Annotated in this window: 17 protein-coding genes and 1 other annotated feature; of the genes, 3 read left to right on the top strand and 14 right to left on the bottom strand. The window is 30.5% G+C overall.

What is annotated here, in order from left to right; all coding sequences use genetic code 11:
- On the top strand, window positions 1-241 hold a 241-nt coding region (locus KMP12_RS07610; RefSeq protein ID WP_371821672.1), incomplete at its 5' end, for a transposase.
- A 98-nt stretch (window positions 242-339) separates the two neighbouring features.
- On the opposite strand, the gene KMP12_RS05315 is transcribed toward KMP12_RS07610, so the two are convergent.
- Both KMP12_RS05315 and KMP12_RS05310 read right to left on the bottom strand, forming a co-directional pair.
- Entirely contained in the window at window positions 340-1,305 is a 966-nt protein-coding gene (locus KMP12_RS05315) for a DNA cytosine methyltransferase (protein ID WP_215756703.1), read from the bottom strand.
- A 62-nt stretch (window positions 1,306-1,367) separates the two neighbouring features.
- Window positions 1,368-2,543 carry a phospholipase D-like domain-containing protein gene (locus KMP12_RS05310; RefSeq protein WP_215756702.1) on the bottom strand — a complete coding sequence of 392 codons (1,176 nt, stop codon included), beginning with the start codon at window positions 2,541-2,543 and terminating at the stop codon, window positions 1,368-1,370.
- Between the two features lie 157 nt (window positions 2,544-2,700).
- Between KMP12_RS05310 and KMP12_RS05305 the strand changes: the two genes are divergently transcribed.
- The gene (locus tag KMP12_RS05305; protein WP_215756701.1) at window positions 2,701-2,880 is read left to right on the top strand and encodes a hypothetical protein; all 180 of its coding nucleotides are present in this window, start codon (window positions 2,701-2,703) and stop codon (window positions 2,878-2,880) included.
- A 490-nt stretch (window positions 2,881-3,370) separates the two neighbouring features.
- Here the strand turns inward: KMP12_RS05305 and KMP12_RS05300 are convergent, their stop codons facing one another.
- The 7 genes from KMP12_RS05300 to KMP12_RS05270 all read right to left on the bottom strand — a co-directional run bounded on the left by KMP12_RS05300 (window position 3,371) and on the right by KMP12_RS05270 (window position 7,620).
- Window positions 3,371-4,672, bottom strand: coding sequence for an NCS2 family permease (locus KMP12_RS05300; protein ID WP_252344714.1), 1,302 nt, complete (start codon window positions 4,670-4,672; stop codon window positions 3,371-3,373).
- Window positions 4,673-4,858: 186 nt separating this feature from the next.
- Entirely contained in the window at window positions 4,859-5,800 is a 942-nt protein-coding gene (locus KMP12_RS05295) for an HD domain-containing protein (protein WP_215756700.1), read from the bottom strand.
- Between the two features lie 92 nt (window positions 5,801-5,892).
- Window positions 5,893-6,036 carry a hypothetical protein gene (locus KMP12_RS05290; protein ID WP_215756699.1) on the bottom strand — a complete coding sequence of 48 codons (144 nt, stop codon included), beginning with the start codon at window positions 6,034-6,036 and terminating at the stop codon, window positions 5,893-5,895.
- Window positions 6,024-6,299, bottom strand: coding sequence for a hypothetical protein (locus KMP12_RS05285; RefSeq protein WP_215756698.1), 276 nt, complete (start codon window positions 6,297-6,299; stop codon window positions 6,024-6,026). Before KMP12_RS05285 ends, KMP12_RS05290 begins: the two co-directional genes overlap by 13 nt.
- A 102-nt stretch (window positions 6,300-6,401) precedes the next feature.
- Window positions 6,402-6,845, bottom strand: a complete 444-nt coding sequence (locus KMP12_RS05280; RefSeq protein WP_215756697.1) for a radical SAM protein — start codon at window positions 6,843-6,845, stop codon at window positions 6,402-6,404.
- Window positions 6,846-7,034: 189 nt separating this feature from the next.
- Window positions 7,035-7,280 carry a hypothetical protein gene (locus tag KMP12_RS05275; protein ID WP_215756696.1) on the bottom strand — a complete coding sequence of 82 codons (246 nt, stop codon included), beginning with the start codon at window positions 7,278-7,280 and terminating at the stop codon, window positions 7,035-7,037.
- Window positions 7,270-7,620 carry a YlbF family regulator gene (locus tag KMP12_RS05270; RefSeq protein WP_215756695.1) on the bottom strand — a complete coding sequence of 117 codons (351 nt, stop codon included), beginning with the start codon at window positions 7,618-7,620 and terminating at the stop codon, window positions 7,270-7,272. The genes KMP12_RS05275 and KMP12_RS05270 overlap by 11 nt, the downstream gene beginning before the upstream one ends.
- Before the next feature lie 152 nt (window positions 7,621-7,772).
- Here KMP12_RS05270 and KMP12_RS05265 point away from each other — a divergent pair, with 152 nt between their 5' ends.
- Complete coding sequence (locus KMP12_RS05265) at window positions 7,773-8,633, top strand: NAD(P)-dependent oxidoreductase (RefSeq protein ID WP_215756694.1); 861 nt, start codon at window positions 7,773-7,775, stop codon at window positions 8,631-8,633.
- Window positions 8,634-8,897: 264 nt separating this feature from the next.
- Here KMP12_RS05265 and rplT read toward each other — a convergent pair whose 3' ends face one another.
- The 5 genes from rplT to rpoB all read right to left on the bottom strand — a co-directional run bounded on the left by rplT (window position 8,898) and on the right by rpoB (window position 17,737).
- Window positions 8,898-9,257 carry a 50S ribosomal protein L20 gene (gene rplT / locus KMP12_RS05260; protein WP_215756693.1) on the bottom strand — a complete coding sequence of 120 codons (360 nt, stop codon included), beginning with the start codon at window positions 9,255-9,257 and terminating at the stop codon, window positions 8,898-8,900.
- A 58-nt stretch (window positions 9,258-9,315) separates the two neighbouring features.
- Window positions 9,316-9,510 (bottom strand): 50S ribosomal protein L35, encoded by a 195-nt coding sequence (gene rpmI, locus KMP12_RS05255; protein ID WP_215756692.1) that lies wholly within the window; start codon window positions 9,508-9,510, stop codon window positions 9,316-9,318.
- A 26-nt stretch (window positions 9,511-9,536) separates the two neighbouring features.
- Window positions 9,537-10,064, bottom strand: a complete 528-nt coding sequence (gene infC / locus KMP12_RS05250; RefSeq protein ID WP_215756691.1) for a translation initiation factor IF-3 — start codon at window positions 10,062-10,064, stop codon at window positions 9,537-9,539.
- 28 nt (window positions 10,065-10,092) lie between these two features.
- Window positions 10,093-10,208, bottom strand: a sequence feature (ribosomal protein L20 leader region).
- Between the two features lie 53 nt (window positions 10,209-10,261).
- Window positions 10,262-13,921, bottom strand: coding sequence for a DNA-directed RNA polymerase subunit beta' (gene rpoC / locus KMP12_RS05245; protein WP_215756690.1), 3,660 nt, complete (start codon window positions 13,919-13,921; stop codon window positions 10,262-10,264).
- Window positions 13,922-13,969: 48 nt separating this feature from the next.
- Window positions 13,970-17,737, bottom strand: coding sequence for a DNA-directed RNA polymerase subunit beta (rpoB, locus tag KMP12_RS05240; protein ID WP_215756689.1), 3,768 nt, complete (start codon window positions 17,735-17,737; stop codon window positions 13,970-13,972).
- Window positions 17,738-17,872: the final 135 nt, after the last annotated feature.

Genomic DNA, 17,872 nt, shown 5'->3' with positions numbered 1-17,872 from the left:
TTTAAGACTAGACGAAGCCATCACTTGTCCTATTTATTACGCACATCCGTTTTCTTCTTATGAACGAGGTAGTAACGAAAATGCAAATCGATTGATTAGACGATGGTTCCCAAAAGGCACAACAACCGTTACTCCTAACGAAGTAACGGCTGTTGAACAATGGATAAATCGTTATCCACGTAAATTATTTAATTATGTATGTCCTTATGACTTGCCTGAGGTGGCTAACTTACTATTGTAATTTGCGTCTTTAATATATTTAATTTTTTAAAAATAAATAAGACCAATAATAAATTATTAGTCTTCACTATAAAAATTTTTCATATTATTTACTTACGTTTATAAAATATTTTTAGTCTCTGTTATTTTTATTGCTTCCATTATATTATTAGCTAACCTTTTTATGACTGGAACAACAACAGAGTTTCCTGCTTGTTTGTATAAATGACTTTGTGCTAAATTAGATGGTAACACATAATCTTTAGGGTAACCTTGAAATAAAAAACATTCTTTTGGAGTTAATTTTCTAATTCCATGTTTAGTTAAAATAATTGGTACATTATGCCCACCTGTTCCCATATTAGCTGTTAAAGTTGGACATAGTTTAGATTTATTTTCTCTAACATAAACTCTACGCCATTGATACAAAGTATCTTCATTTTTTATCTCATCTTTTAAAACTTCATAAAAACTACAATTATTTTCATTATAATAAAATTTATCATCAACTTTTTCATTGTAATTTATAATATCGCTTATTTTTGTGCTTAATAGTAGCGGTTCAATATCCTTAAAATTTTTAAAATCATCTTTTTTTCTAAAACCTATTATATAAATTCTTTCTCTATTTTGTGGAATATTCCCGTATTCGCAAGCATTAAGAATCATTGTTTTTAATTTATACCCATAACTTTCCAATGTTTCTTTTATAACTTTATAAGTATTTCCCTTATCATGCGTCAATAAATTTTTAACATTTTCTATGAATATTACTCTTGGTAATTTATCCTTTATAACTCTAGCTAACTGAAAAAATATTTCTCCTCTTTCATCTTCAAAACCTTTTCGATAACCAGCTATTGAAAAAGCTTGACATGGAAATCCACCTACAATAACGTCAACATCTGGAATAGTTTTTGTATTTATGTTATGAATATCGTCAATTACGATTTTGCTATGGTGATTAGATTTAAAAGTTTCAGCTGCTTTATTATCAAACTCATTAGACCAAACAATTTTAAAACCAGCTTGTTGAAAACCTAACTCTATTCCTCCAACACCTGCAAAAAGACCTGCAACTTTCATATTTATCTCCTTTTGCAAAAAATAAAACTATTATGTTTTTATAATTTAAATCTATATACTGTCTACTTTCTAAACTCTTCTTCAAATTCTTCGAAACTACCTAACTTTAAAAAGTCTAGATTATATATACCATTTTTCATTTTTGATAATTTTATACTATCTATGCCCATTATATCTAGTTTTTCTCTAGTAACGAGTTCTCCTTCTTTCAACTCAAGAATATCCCTTAAAATCCATTTGCCAAGTTCAGAATTAGGGTTACTCATCAATGCTTTTCCACCTTGTTGTGCAACTCTCATACTAATAATTTTTCCATTTGGTAATTTTACATCAAAGGGGGTTGTTTTATTATCTTCAGTACTATAATTAAAGAACTGTTTTTTATTCTTATGTATCCAACTAGGTATAGAAATATAAACTTCATTCAAATTTCTAATTCTTCCTCTTGCATTCCACTGATTAAGCCCTGAACGCTCTTCTACTCTATTATTTCTTGTGCTATATAAAGGTAAAACTATATAATCTATAACTGAATTATCACTCAAATATAATTTATCTACACTATTTTCTTCAATTATATCTTTATTTTTAATAGATAGCAAAAAATTGTATGGGTCTTTTAATATTTCAACGCTAAAACCAAATATTTTATTATTTCTACAAGTATTAAATCTTTTTAATAATGTACTTTTTGATAAACTAAAACTATATTCATGTATCATATCTGTAAAATGAATTGTCGTTTTACTTTGTGATGTTACTTTAATATTATCTATATTAATTAAATCCATATCTTCTTCAAAAATATATATATATTTATCACTTCTTGTTACTAAGTGATACATCATTTCGTTCAAATTACATATTCTCATAGTTGATTTAATTCTTTCATTTCTCATTTCAGAAACTTTTTTTACTAAATCTAAGCCTTTCAAATCTCTAAGTAAATATGATTCTTTATTAAACTCGGCAATCTTTTGAAATGTATTACCTTTATTCTGTAAAAATGTCTTTAAACCAATACCGATACCATTTTTCCCAGCATCAGCAGAAACATCACTCCTAGATAAATTATCAGCATTAAACGACTTGCAAAATATATTCTCCATCGCCCTATAATATAAAAATGGACTTTTACTTTCTGAAAATAAATTAGATAAGGAGCAAGTAACTTCAAGTAATTCAACATATAATTTTTTACTATAATCATCTTGTTTTAAAAAAAATTTACTTTCCAAAAACTCAATCCTAAAATAAAATTTCAATTAAAATATTGTAACATATTTTTGAAAACTTTTCTATAAATAGATGATAATATAAAATAAAGGAATTTGCATATTTATTTTATTTTTTTATTCCTAATTAATGCTATAATAGATTAATAAAAGAGAAATTATGGACAAAGAAAAATTTATTTTAGAATTACTTGAAACCATAAAAAATAAAGATTTGGCAAAAATTACTTTTTCTAATATTCGGGACAAGTCATTGGAACTGGAAAAAGTTATTGATAAATTTCTACTAATAAAAAAGAAAATCATATTCAATTTGGATATCTCTATAAGAGAATTTTAAAACATATAAATATTAAACTAGATGATTTCAAGGCTATTGGTTAAGAACTTACTAAACTTTTTACCTTTGCTCGTAATATAAATATAAAAATTTCAAAAAAAGAAAAACTGAATATTAGTAGAAAAATAATTTTTCTAGATGCTAGTTAAGCTGGGTGAGATAATACCATAAAAATATAAAAAACTTGACTGGGCAAATTTTTCTACCAAGTTTTTTTATATTATTAATATAAACTAAAAGTCTATATCTATCAATAATTTTTTTAGTGTGGATAAGAAAATCTATACTAAATATTTTTTATTAATTTTCTATCAATCCCATTGAGAAAAAAGAAAAAAGAGAACTGATAGTTCTCTTTTTTCTAAAGGATCTTGTAAAATATGTTTTATAATAATAATACTTAAATAAAAATTTTTTAATTCTATTTTATTAGCAAAATGCTATTTCTTAACAAATAAATTTTCTGTTTTTTCTAAATACTTATTGATTACTAACTGTGTAACCAAACTAGTTGAATTAGGAATAAAATTGCAAAAACATACATTAAAGGATGAATGTCCTTAACCTGTTTTTTAGTAAGTTTTAAAACTACATAGAAAATAAATCCAAATGCAATACCGTCATTGATAGACCCAGTTAAAGGAATACCCAAGATGGTTACAAAAGCTGGGAATGATTCTGTAATATCTCCCCACTCTATTTTTGCTATGTTTTCCATCATAAATGAACCTATTATTATAAGTGCAGGTGATGTAATAGCAGAAACAGACGCTAGACTACTAGCTAGTGGGAATATAAATACCGATATTAAAATTAACATAGCTGTTGTAAATGAAGTTAGTCCAGTACGGCCACCGTTTGCCACTCCTGATGATGATTCTATATAAGCAGTTGTTGGAGACGAACCGAATAAGGCACCAACTGTTGTTCCAAATGAATCAGCTAAAAGAACATTTCTAACACGATCTATTTTCCCATCTTTTATAAGCCCTGCTTGGTTAGCAACTGCAATCATAGTTCCTGTTGTATCAAATAGAGTAACCATTAAAAAGGCGAATACTATACCATACAAACCCATTTGAAAAACATTAATACTTTCAGTTATAGGATTATAAAGTAAAGAAAAATTAAATTTCGGAAGACCAAAAATACCATTAATTTTTAATATACCCATAAAGTAACTTACAACAGCTACCACAAACATTCCTATAAAAATAGCACCTTTTACTTCTAAAACTAATAAAATTAGAATAACTATTATTCCTAAAACTGTTAGGTAAGCCATAGGTTCACTCAATTTTCCTAATGATAATATTGTCGCCTTATTAGCTACTATAATACCTGAATTTTTAAGTCCGATAAAGGTAATAAACAGACCGATAGCAACAGAGATCCCATGTTTTAGATTGTTCGGAATCGAATCAATCAGAGATTCCCTAAATTTTGTAGCAGATAGTAAAATAAATATTACCCCTGAAATAAAACAGCTTGCTAAAATTGTTGTATAATTTGCTCCAGTAATGGCAACAACACTAGCAAAATAAGAATTAAGAGCCATTCCTGGTGCTACAACTATTGGATAGTTAGCCCCAAGTGCCATAATTAAAGTACCAACTAAAATAGCAAGTATCGTAGCTGTAAAAACTCTTTCTAATGGAACTCCTACACTTGATAAAATAGCTGGATTAACTACAATAATATAAGACATTGAAAAAAATGTAATAAAGCCTGATGATACTTCCGTTAAAACATTTGTCTTATTTTCTTGTAATTTAAAAATTCGATTTAACATAAAATTTTTCTCCTTTTTTAAATTATAGTTCGTAATCGAACCAATAACTATATTACTATTTTTTAAAAAATAAATCAAGAAAAATTTATTATTTTTTCTATAAAAATAAATAGAAGCAAAAATCTTATTACTAAAAGATTAATTACTTTTATTTATAAATTTTGTTATTTTCTTTGCCATAAAAAATTATTCTTTATCAAATTTTGGCACATAAAAATGACGATTTTCCAAACCGAATATTCTATCCGAAAATTCTCCTGGTGTAACATCTACTAAATTTTTATCAAACATTTGCATACGAGCATCTATATTGTCAATAAAATTCAAAATTTCCGCTTCTTTTAACATAGGTAATTTTGGAGAGCCAAATTCATACTTGCCATGATGAGATAGGATAAGATGGCGTAATAAAATAATTTCTTCACCCTCTATGCCTAATTTTTCTGCTGTTCTTGAGACTTCGTCACTCATAGTACAGATATGCCCCAACAGTTCCCCCTCTATGGTGTAGTTAGTAGATATAGGTCCACTTAATTCAATAGTTTTTCCTAAATCATGCAGGATTATTCCACTGTATAATAAGTCTTTATTTAAACTTGGATAAATATTTATAAGAGCCTGAGCTATTTTTAACATGGTAGTAGTGTGATAAATTAAGCCAGAATAAAAATCATGATGCATAGACTTGGCAGCAGGATAAGTTACAAATTCTTTTCTATATTTATTTAAAAGTTCTATGGTAACAGCCTTTAAATTTTTATTGTCTATAAGTTTTAAAAAAGTATTAAGTTCTGCTATCATTGTATCTTTAGGAATTGGTGCTACTTGAATAAAGTCATCAACATAAACTTCATCACTATCTGTTTTTAGGCGATAAGAATTTATTTTTAGTTGCATTTTTCCCCTGTATTCATTGGCTATCCCCTCTACATAAATTAAAATTCCAGATTTTAAGTTTGCATAGTCATCTTCTTTAACTTCCCATATTTTTGCTTCTATACTGCCAGTCTTATCTTTTAAGCTAAGAGTTAAATAGGGTTTCCCACTTGTAGCTATTCCCTTAGTAACATTATTTACTAAAAAAAACTGATTTATCTGCATTGCATTTTCAAAATCTTTAATAAACATAATTTCCTCCTTTTATAAATATTCACGCATTAATTTTAATTTTTTATCTATTTGATTACTATAATTTCCATAGCTAACAGGGTCTTTAGGATTTAGTATTGAATGAATATTATTATCCTATCAATAATTTTACTACTTGCTCCCCAACCTATTCCTATTATATTTTGTACTTCTTCCATTATTATAATATTATATAGATTAATATGTCCAGCTTTTGAATATCCTATATTTTCCATATTTGCCAAAATATTTTTTTGCCTGTATAGATAATAAGGAAAGTAATTATTTTTTTCATCCATTCCTTAGTTATCTCAAGCATCTGTTCTGCTTCTCTCCCACTCGCTACCGGATAGCGTGAGCGTTGCTTAGTCATCTGGCTAGCACGTTTAAAACTTAGGGCGTGTACCGTAATATTTTCTGGTGCAAGTTTTTCAAAATTATTAAGAGTATCTTTGATGTCTTCAATATTTTCCCCAGGCAAGCCTACTATCATATCCATATTAATAGTCTTGATGTAGGGTCTTGATAGATGATATTTTTTTATAGTTTCTTCAACACTATGTATCCTTCCTATTGCCCTAAGTGTAGTATCGTTAAAACTTTAAGGATTGACGCTAATTCTATCTATCTTGTATTTTTTTAAGACAGCCAGTTTTTCTTCATCTATGGTATCTGGTCTACCTGCTTCAACAGTTATTTCACGAAGTTTTGATAAATCTATTTTTTCATATATCTTAACCAAAACTTTTTCCAAATCTTCTGCACTTAAACTTGTTGGCGTTCCTCCGCCAAAATATATGCTGGTAACAGACTTTTTCTTTTCTGTTAAAATTTCAAAAACTAAATCAATTTCTTCAAAGAGCATATTTAAAAAAGGTTGCATACGCTCATCATTTTTCCTTATTTGATAGGCAGGAAATGTGCAATAAGCACATTTAGTTGGACAAAAAGGAATACCTATATATATGCTCACTTCATTGTCATTAATTTGATAAAAGTCGGGTATGGTTGCTAGTTGCAACTTAAAAATATTTTCTAAAGCCAAAATACTTTCATCAAGTAACAGATAATCTTCTTTTAATATTTTCTTTACCGCGTCGTAATTTTTATCTTCCTTATAAAGAATATGAAATAGTTTTGTTGGTCTAATACCTGTTAAAATTCCCCAAGGACTTACATAATCAAATACTTTATTAAAAAATTTAACTATTTATTTACTTAATAATCTTTTTAACTATTTACCATCTTTGTAATTTTTTATTAGAGAATAACTTGTGTAATTATTATAATCACTAGATAATTGAATTTTATATTTGTTTATATTAAAATCTAATCTTATATTTATTGTATCAGCTATTTCTTTGTTGTCGTAACAAAAAGTAGCACCCTGCACATACTGCTGTGCAAGGTGTTTAATTGTTAAACCATAAACTTCTTCTAAAATACCTGTTACTAAAAAGTTATAGTTATTATTTTTCATATTTATTAAATAATTCTTCCAATGGTTTATAAATTATTTTATTTATATCATCTAAAGTTATTTGTAAACGTTGTTGTGCTTGTATTAAATTATTAACTTTTTCATCAGCTAACAATTTAGCTTGTAACTCTTGGAATTTAGTCGTTTTTTCTTCTGAAGGTTGTTCTCCCTTATTCATTAAAGTCATAAATTCTTCTTGCACTGAAATAAATTCTTTGTATAATTTATCAGATTCTGCATTCTCTTTTACTGCTTCAAAAGCACCTTCCACAGTCTTATAATTTTCATCAGCACGCAAGGCACGTTCTAATTCATTTGCTTTATCATAAAGATTTGTCATTTTGAATCTCCTAAATATAATTATTTTTACAAGCTAAGTATATCATATATCTACTATTTTTAAAAGTTAATAGAAATTAGAATGTATTCATTTACAAAATAAGCCACTTAGTATAAAATAAAGATATAATAAAAAACTAGGAGGCAGTTTATATGAAAATAGCATGGATTGGTGTTGGTGTTATGGGAGAAAGTCTTGTAAATCATCTACTTAATGCAGATCATGAAGTATTTGTTTACAACAGAACACAAAGTAAGTGTGCTAATGTTGTAAAAAACGGAGCTATCTTATTAGAAAAAATTTCTGACGCTCCAAAATTTGCAGATATTATTTTTACAATGGTTGGTTATCCAAAAGATGTAGAAGAAGTCTATCTTGGAGAAAATGGACTAATAACCGAGGCAAAAGAAAATCAAATATTTATAGATATGACAACCTCTTCTCCGACACTAGCTGAAAAAATTAATGCAGAATTTTTGAAAAAAAATGCTCATACATTTGATATTCCTGTTACTGGTGGGGATATAGGAGCAAAAAATGGAACACTTACAGTTTTTGTTGGTGGAGATAAAAAAATATTTGAAGAAAAAGTTTATAAACTTATTCAAACATTCTGCAAGACAATAGAATATTTTGGGACTACTGGCAAGGGGCAATATGCAAAACTTGGAAACCAAATTGCCATAGCAACTACCATGATTTCGCTTGCAGAAAGTTATAAATTTGCAAAAGAAACTGGCTTAGATACAGACCTATTCTTAAAAACTATTTCTACTGGTTCAGCAGGAAGTTTTTCAATGTCTTCTTATGGTCCTAGAATATTAGAAGAAGATTATAAGCCAGGATTTTTCATTCATCACTTTATCAAAGATATGCGACTTGCTCTTGAAGAATGTCAAAAATTAAATTTACTTCTACCAGGTTTAGAATTAGTTTATGAAATGTATAACTATCTAAAAGATGAAGTAAAATATAATGAGGGAACACAAGCCATAATAAAATATTATGAATAAAATGTAGCAAACCAAGAACATATTCCTTTAAATTAGACAGTTAAATTATAATATATTTTAATTAAAGCATCATACCATACTTTACTAGGAATGATGCTTTTTAATATAATTCTTGTATTATTTAAAATTATACATAATCTTTTATTGTAAATAAGGCTAACTTTCTTGTTTTATAGTTTGTTTTTTCTTTTCTTACCATAAAAAAATATATCCCCAAAAACCAAACACTTTTTTGTGTTTAATTTTCAGGGACATATTTTTTTATTATTTATTCAAAGCTGATTTTGCTTGTTCACAAAGATTAGCAAAAGCTACACTATCGTGAATAGCTACTTCAGATAACATTTTACGGTTAATGTTAATTCCTGCAACTTTTAATCCATTCATTAAACGGCTGTATGAAATTCCATTTAATCTAGCTGCTGCATTAATACGAACTATCCATAATCTTCTGAAATTACGTTTTGTTTGACGACGGTCACGGAAAGCATACATTCCAGATTTCATTACTTGTTGTTTTGCAACTTTAAATAATGTATGTTTTGAACCAAAATATCCTTTAGCTAATTTTAAAATCTTTTTACGGCGACGACGAGTCACTGTTCCACCTTTAACACGTGGCATATCAAATTCCTCCTTACGAATATATAAAATAAATTAAATTTACTTTATCTCTAATATATTATTTTACTAATAAAGTTCTAATACGTTTGTAATCACCACGAGATACCAATGATGCTTTACGCAGATGACGTTTTTGTTTAGTAGTCTTTCTTGAAAACCAGTGAGAAGTATATGCACGGCTTCTTTTTAATTTTCCGCTTGCTGTTCTTTTCACACGTTTTGCTAAACCACGGTGAGTTTTCATTTTTGGCATTATCAATTTCCTCCTATATTAAACCTTTACTTATCTTTTTTTGGTGCTAGGACTAAAAACATACTGCGACCATCCATTTTAGGCCTTTGTTCGACAGTTGCTACATCACTAGCTTCATTAGAAAATTGTTCTAAAACTTTCTGTCCAATTTCTTTGTGGGTGATTGCTCTACCCTTAAAGCGAATAGTTACCTTAACTTTATCTTCTTTTGTTAAGAATTTTTTAGCATTTTTTAATTTAGTATCAAAATCATGTTTATCAATTGTTGGTGATAATCTAATTTCTTTTACTGTAATAATTTTTTGATTTTTACGGGCTTCTTTTTCTTTTTTCTGTTGCTCAAATTTGAATTTACCATAATTCATTATTTTTGCAACAGGAGTTTTTGCGTTAGGAGCAACAATAACAACATCTAAATTCATTCTTGATGCGATTTCGATAGCTTCTGACTTTGTTTTAATTCCTAATTGTTCCCCATTTTGACTAATTAAAAGAAATTCCTTCGCTTTAATCCCTTCATTGATTTGTGCAGTATCTTTACTAATGACCAGCACCTCCTATTTATATAATTCATCAAATACTATAAAAACAAAAGGCTGAATGTACATAATACATCCAGCCTAAATAATTCTAAAATTATTACTAACCTAACATCCTAAACGAGTGCAGGTGAGAAACTGGTGCTTCTACTTTCGTATTCAATATCTGTTATTGTACATTTTTTTATAATATTTGTCAACAGTTTTATTTTTTATTCCACAAAAACTTCTGATTCTTCTTTTGAATCTAATTCTGTTTCTTCTATTTTTGCTAAATGGTCGATTGAAATATTATTATAACGCATCATACCTGTTCCAGCTGGAATAAGTTTTCCGATTATAACATTTTCTTTTAGACCCATCAGTTTATCTTCTTTACCTTTAACTGCTGCATCTGTTAGTACACGAGTTGTTTCTTGGAATGAAGCTGCTGACAAGAAACTTTCTGTTTCTAGTGATGCTTTTGTAATACCTAAAATTACAGGTTTGGCAGTAGCCATAGTGCCACGTTTTGCTAAAATTTTAGAATTTTCATCTGTAAATCTATGAATATCTACTAAGGAACCTGGTAATAAGTCTGTATCCCCTGCATTGATAATTCTAACTTTACGAAGCATTTGACGAACCATTACCTCAACGTGTTTATCACTTATTTCTACCCCTTGCATCCTATATACTTTTTGTACTTCTGTTAATAAGTAACTTTGTACTCTTTCTATTCCTGCAATAGCTAATAGTTCTTTTGGCTCAATAGAACCTTCTGTTAATACTTGACCACGAGATACTCTATCTCCTTCTTTAACAAGAAGACGACTAGCACCGTAATCTTGATATTCTCTTTCTTCTTCTAAGTCACTAACAACAAATATTCTACGAACATGGTTGAAAGTAATTTCTACTTTAGTAACTAATCCATCAATTTCTGAAACTAGGGCTTTACCTTTTGGATTTCTAGCTTCAAATAATTCTTGGATACGGGGTAAACCTTGAGTTATGTCTGCTCCTGCAACCCCTCCAGTATGAAAAGTACGCATTGTAAGCTGTGTTCCTGGCTCTCCGATAGATTGGGCAGCTATTGTACCAACAGCCTCTCCAACCTCTACTTTTTCACCAGTAGCTAAATTTTTACCGTAACATTTTTCACAAACACCATGACGGCTATTACATGTGAAGGCTGAACGTATTAAGACACTTTCAATACTAGCATTTTCTATTGCTTTTGCTTTGTCAAGAGTAATCATTTCGCCTTCTGCTACTATTAATTCTCCTGTATCAGGATTAATAACATTTTCTTTTGAATAGCGACCTTCTAAACGTTCTTGTAGCGATTCAATTTCATCTGTTCCATTTTTAAGTGACGAAACTTTTAGTCCTCTTGATGTTCCACAATCTTTTTCTCGAACAATTACATCTTGAGCAACGTCTACTAAACGGCGAGTTAGGTATCCAGAGTCGGCTGTTTTAAGTGCCGTATCTGCAAGACCTTTACGCGCTCCGTGTGAAGAAATAAAGTATTCTAATACCGTTAATCCTTCTTTAAACGATGAACGAACTGGCATTTCCATAATTCTTCCAGATGGTGAAGCCATAAGTCCACGCATACCTGCCAACTGTGTAAAGTTTGAGGCGTTACCACGAGCTCCCGAATCACTCATCATGTGTATTGGATTCGTTGCTGGAAGTGAGTCCATAAGTTGATCTTGAATAATATCTTTTGCTTTTGCCCACTGTGCAATGATGTTTTGGTATCTTTCTTCTTCTGTTAGTAGACCACGTTTAAATAGGTTCATAATCTTATCAACATTCTTTTGTGAAACGGCAAGAATTTCATACTTGTTAGGTAGTACTAATACGTCACTAACCCCAACAGTTATACCTGCTCGAGAAGAATATTTGAATCCTAAATCTTTCATTCTATCTAACATGGTAGATGTTTCTGTGATATGGAATATATTAAATATTTCAGAAATTATTTTTGATAAGAAACCTTTTTTGAATGGTGTTACTGGTTCTAATTTAGAAATAAATTCTTTTAAACCACCGTCTTTTAATTTTTTACTTGAAATAAAGTATTTGTCAGGTAATGCTAATTCAAGATTTTCCTTTGTTGGTTCATTCAAATAAGGAAATTCTTCTGGCAATATTTCATTAAATATTACTTTACCTATTGTTGTAATAAGTATTTTTTTATTTTGCTCTTGAGTGAAATTTTTATTTTTAAAAGATTTTGCAAATATACCTATTCTTGAATGTAGATGAATATAACCATTTTGGTAAGCCATACTAGCTTCGTTGGCATCTTTAAAGATCATACCCTCCCCTACTGCACCTGGTCTTTCAAGTGTTAGATAGTAATTACCTAATACCATATCTTGAGACGGTGTAACTACTGGTTTCCCGTCTTTAGGGTTTAGGATGTTTTGTGCTGCTAACATCAACATTCTAGCTTCTGCTTGTGCCTCTTTTGATAAAGGTACATGTACTGCCATTTGATCTCCATCAAAGTCAGCGTTGAATGCTGTCGTAACAAGTGGGTGCAACCTAATCGCACGACCCTCAACCAAAATTGGTTCAAATGCTTGAATACCTAGTCTGTGTAAAGTCGGTGCACGGTTAAGAAGAACTGGATGCTCTTTAATTATCTCTTCTAAAATATCCCATACGTGATCTTCCATTTTTTCAATTTGTGTTTTAGCATTTTTTATATTATTAGCTAATTCACGTTTTACTAACTCTCTCATAACAAAAGGTTTAAATAATTCAAGAGCCATTTCTTTTGGAAGTCCACATTGGTACATTTTTAAATTTGGTCCTACTACGATAACAGAACGACCTGAGTAGTCAACACGTTTACCTAATAGATTTTGGCGAAAACGACCATGTTTTCCTTTTAACATATTAGATAATGATTTCAAAGTTCTATTACCTGCTCCTGTTACTGGACGGCCTCTACGGCCATTATCAATTAAAGCATCAACTGCTTCTTGTAACATACGTTTTTCATTTTGCACTATTAAGCCAGGTGCATTTAATTCTATTAATTTTTTAAGACGATTATTACGGTTAATAACACGTCTATACAAATCATTCAAATCAGAAGTAGCAAAACGACCACCGTCTAACTGTACCATAGGACGAATTTCTGGCGGTATAACAGGTAATGCAGTCATTATCATCCATTCTGGTTTGTTACCAGAATTTTTAAATGCTTCAAAAACTTCTATACGCTTAATAAGTTTTACAACTTTTTGCCCTGATTTATAGTTACTATCACTTAATTCTTTAAGTTCATTTTTTAAATCTTTAAGTTCTTTTTCTAAATCTAATTCCTCTAATAAGTCACGAATAGCTTCAGCTCCCATTTTTGCAACAAAAGAATTAGCTCCGTACTTACTTCTTGTTTCACGAACTTCACGCTCTGAGATAATTTGTTTTTTTAATAAATTTGTTTCTACTGGATCGATAACGATATAAGAAGCAAAATAAATTACTTCTTCCAGTTGTCTAGGAGTTAAGTCCAGTAATAGACCCATTCTACTTGGGCTGCCTTTGAAATACCAAATATGACTTACAGGTGCTGCTAGTTCCAAGTGAGCCATTCTTTCACGACGCACTTTTGATAAAGTAACGTCAACACCACATTTATCACATTTTATGTTTTTATATCTTACCCTTTTATACTTTCCACAGGCACATTCCCAATCTTTAGTAGGACCGAATATTTTTTCACAAAATAGACCGTAATTTTCTGGTTTTAGTGTTCTATAATTTATAGTTTCTGGTTTTGTAACTTCTCCGTAAGACCATGATCTTATTTTCTCTGGAGAAGCTAGACTGATTTTCATATATGAGAAATTATTTACATCTATCAAGAAGCCTACCTCCTTTATTATTTAATAACAATAATTCTTGCATAGTTTTTATTGTAAGTCTTCTTCGATTTTTTCGTCTTCTTCGATTTTTTCGTCTTCTTCGATTTTTTCTATATCCGCATATTCATCTTCATCACTTGTTAGTGATGCTAGTAGTGCATCTAAGCCCAAAGTTTCTTTTTTTTCCACAATCTCTTCTTCTTTAGAAGCTGATTCTTCTACTTCCTCTATGCTACGGTGTGAATGATGTTCAATAGTATCTGCAATTTCCATTTGAGCAAGGTCAACTTCATTGTCGTTGCTATCCATAACTCTAAAGTCCATACCTAGTGCTTGTAATTCTTTCATAAGAACCCTAAATGATTCTGGAACACCAGGGCGTGGTATATTTTCACCTTTTACTATTGCTTCATAAGTTTTTGTTCGTCCATTAGTATCATCTGATTTGTAAGTTAATATTTCTTGAAGTGTGTAGGCTGCACCGTATGCTTCTAATGCCCATACCTCCATTTCCCCAAATCTTTGTCCACCAAATTGAGCTTTACCTCCAAGTGGTTGTTGAGTTACAAGTGAGTAAGGGCCCGTTGATCGTGCGTGTAGTTTGTCGTCTACCATGTGGGCAAGTTTAATCATATACATTACCCCAACTGATACACGACTATCAAATGGTTCTCCTGTTCGCCCGTCATAAAGAACTGTTTTAGCATCTTTTGACATACCTGCTTCTGCAATAGTTGACCAAACATCATCATCATTTGCTCCGTCAAAAACAGGTGTGGCAACGTGTATTCCTAATTTCTTTGCAGCCATACCTAAATGAAGTTCTAATACTTGTCCGATATTCATACGAGAAGGTACACCTAGAGGATTTAACATAACATCTACTGGTGTTCCATCTGGTAAGTAAGGCATATCTTCTTCTGGTAAAATATTTGATATAACCCCTTTATTCCCATGGCGACCTGCCATTTTATCACCGACACGTATTTTTCTTTTTTGAACGATAAACACTCTAACTAATTCATTTACACCATTAGCTAGTTCTGCTCCGTCTTCTCTTCTGAATATTTTAACATCTGCAACTACCCCATCAGCACCATGTGGTACTCTTAGTGATGTATCTCTTACCTCTTTTGATTTAGCGCCAAATATTGCATACAATAATTTCTCTTCTGGTGTTTGGTCAGTTACCCCTTTAGGAGTCACCTTACCTACTAAAATATCTCCATCTTTTACTTCAGCTCCAATGCGAATTATCCCCCTTGAATCAAGATTTTTAAGGGCATTTTCTCCAACATTCGGTATTTCACGAGTAATTTCTTCAGAACCTAATTTAGTATCACGAGTTTCTGTTTCATATTCTTCCAAGTGAATAGATGTATACACATCATCTTTTACAAGTCTTTCACTCATAATAACGGCATCTTCATAATTATAACCGTCCCAGTTGACAAAGGCTACTACTAGATTTTTACCTAGGGCTAATTCTCCCTTGTCCATAGATGGACCGTCAGCAAGAATATCTTTTACATCAACCCTATATCCAACTTTAACAATAGGTTTTTGGTTATAAGATGTAGAGTGGTTTGAACGTGCAAACTTATGAACTTGATAAGTATCAACATTACCTAAAAGTTCTTCTCCATCTAACATTTCAATTCTTTTTACTTTAATTTTTGTTGCATCTACATATTCAACAATCCCAGGATATTTTGCTACTACGGCTGCTCCTGAATCTCTAGCTGATACATGCTCCATACCAGTACCAACAAATGGTGCTTCTGTTGTCATCAAAGGCACTGCTTGACGCTGCATGTTGGCACCCATTAAGGCACGGTTAGAGTCGTCATTTTCTAAAAATGGTATACAGGCAGTTGCCACAGACACAACTTGTTTTGGAGATACGTCCATATAATTCATCATTTCTTTTGGTTTAATCGTATTATCCCCACGGAATCTACAAACTACTTCATCATCTAAGAAGTACCCTTTTTTATCGACATTTGAATTTGATTGAGCTACCACGTATTTATCTTCTTGGTCTGCTGTTAAATAAGAAACTTCTTCTGTTACATAAGGTCTTCCTTTTTTATCAAATTCTACTTTTCGATATGGTGTCATTATAAAACCAAACTCATTAATTCTTGCAAATGAAGAAAGTGAGTTGATTAGACCTATGTTTGGTCCCTCTGGTGTTTCGATAGGACACATACGACCATAATGTGAATAGTGAACGTCACGGACTTCCATACCCGCTCTCTCACGAGTTAGACCACCAGGTCCTAGAGCAGAAAGACGACGTTTATGCGTTAATTCTGATAAAGGATTTGTTTGGTCCATAAATTGTGATAATTGAGAACTACCAAAAAATTCTTTAATTATTGCTGTTACAGGACGAACATTAATAAGTTGTTGCGGTGTTATTTCCTCTGAATCTTGGATAGACATTCTTTCACGAACTACTCTTTCCATACGAGTAATACCTACACGAATTTGATTTTGTAATAATTCTCCTATACAACGCAAACGACGATTACCCAAGTGGTCAATATCATCAACATTACCGATCAACTCAAATTCAAAACCATCACTATTTCTTCTATTTCTTATTAATAGTAAATAATAGTTTATAATTGCAATAATATCAGCTATTGACAGCGTCATTAAATCTTTATCAGGGCTGGCATTACCTACTATGTGTAAGACTTGGTCATTAGTTAATTCGTCAATCTTATAATTACTTCCAGCTTTTACAGCATTTACTACTTTGAATAATTGTATTCTCAAAGTATCTTTGCCGTCCAAACTTTCTTTCATATAGTACTCTTTAACATTTGCTGTCGTCACTAATTCATTACTTATACTATCCAATATTGCTCTTGTTAATTTTATACCTTTTTCTACTAATACTTCCCCTGTTTCAGTATCAACTATTGGTTCAACTAAAACTTGATTTTCTAATCTTTCTGATACATTTAGCTTATTGTTTAATTTATAACGTCCAACTTTTGCTAAGTCGTATCTGCGAGCGTCGAAGAAACGTGCATATAGTGTCGCTTTAGCTGTTTCTACATTTGTAGGTTCTCCTGGTCTTAATTTATCATAAATGACTTTTAATGCAGTTGCTGTATCTCTATTTTCATCTTTTTCAAGCGTATTTAGTAATTCATCATCTTCACCGAATAAACTGATAATTTCTTCATCAGTATTAAAACCTAATGCTCTAATTAGTGTTGTTAAAGGTATTTTTCTAGTTCTGTCTATTCTAGCAAATGCTAATCCCTTAATATCTTTTTCAAACTCTAACCAAGCCCCACGGTTAGGTATAACAGTTGTTTTATAAGCATTAGAAATATTTTTTACTTTTAGTTTTTCATCTTCAGTAAAATAAACTGATGGTGAACGTACTAATTGTGAAACTATAACACGTTCTGCTCCATTGATAATAAAAGTACCAGTATCTGTCATAAGGGGTAATTCTCCCATAAACACTTCTTGTTCTTTTATTTCGCCTGTTTCTTTGTTTAGCAACCTAACTTTAACTCTTAATGGAGCTGCGTATGTAACGTCACGTTCTTTTGCTTTGTCTATATCGTATTTAGGAGTTCCTAATTTATAGTCAATAAACTCTAAACTTAATTTTTCATTATTTCCTTCGATAGGAGAAACATCTCTAAAAACTTCTTTAAGCCCAGTTTCTAAAAATTTCTCGTAAGACGAAGTTTGAATTTCTATTAAGTCTGGTAGGTCTATAGCTTCTGAAATTTTTGCATAACTACGTCTTTCTCTATGTTTACCAAATTTAACTTTTTGCAACTGTGTCACCCCTCGATATTTTTTATAACATTGATTTTTAAGTTTGTATAAAATGCTGTAAATATAGTTTTTTATACAAATTTTAATAATTCATTCATAATTTTAAATAAATTACTTGCAATATATCATATTATC

Source organism: Gemella sp. zg-1178 (genome assembly GCF_018790995.1).
Lineage (GTDB): Bacteria > Bacillota > Bacilli > Staphylococcales > Gemellaceae > Gemelliphila.
The sequence above is the reverse complement of the archived record's forward strand: the minus strand, read 5'-3'. Positions and strand labels throughout refer to the sequence as shown.

What these genes read in the sequence shown, in the direction of transcription:
- KMP12_RS05315 (WP_215756703.1), bottom strand. Translation starts at nt 1,305, where the DNA reads ATGAAAGTTGCAGGTCTTTTTGCAGGTGTTGGAGGAATAGAGTTAGGT.
- KMP12_RS05305 (WP_215756701.1), top strand. Translation starts at nt 2,701, where the DNA reads ATGGACAAAGAAAAATTTATTTTAGAATTACTTGAAACCATAAAAAAT.
- KMP12_RS05300 (WP_252344714.1), bottom strand. Translation starts at nt 4,672, where the DNA reads ATGTTAAATCGAATTTTTAAATTACAAGAAAATAAGACAAATGTTTTA.
- KMP12_RS05295 (WP_215756700.1), bottom strand. Translation starts at nt 5,800, where the DNA reads ATGTTTATTAAAGATTTTGAAAATGCAATGCAGATAAATCAGTTTTTT.
- KMP12_RS05290 (WP_215756699.1), bottom strand. Translation starts at nt 6,036, where the DNA reads ATGGAAAATATAGGATATTCAAAAGCTGGACATATTAATCTATATAAT.
- KMP12_RS05285 (WP_215756698.1), bottom strand. Translation starts at nt 6,299, where the DNA reads ATGGATATGATAGTAGGCTTGCCTGGGGAAAATATTGAAGACATCAAA.
- KMP12_RS05275 (WP_215756696.1), bottom strand. Translation starts at nt 7,280, where the DNA reads ATGAAAAATAATAACTATAACTTTTTAGTAACAGGTATTTTAGAAGAA.
- KMP12_RS05270 (WP_215756695.1), bottom strand. Translation starts at nt 7,620, where the DNA reads ATGACAAATCTTTATGATAAAGCAAATGAATTAGAACGTGCCTTGCGT.
- KMP12_RS05265 (WP_215756694.1), top strand. Translation starts at nt 7,773, where the DNA reads ATGAAAATAGCATGGATTGGTGTTGGTGTTATGGGAGAAAGTCTTGTA.
- rplT (WP_215756693.1), bottom strand. Translation starts at nt 9,257, where the DNA reads ATGCCACGTGTTAAAGGTGGAACAGTGACTCGTCGTCGCCGTAAAAAG.
- rpmI (WP_215756692.1), bottom strand. Translation starts at nt 9,510, where the DNA reads ATGCCAAAAATGAAAACTCACCGTGGTTTAGCAAAACGTGTGAAAAGA.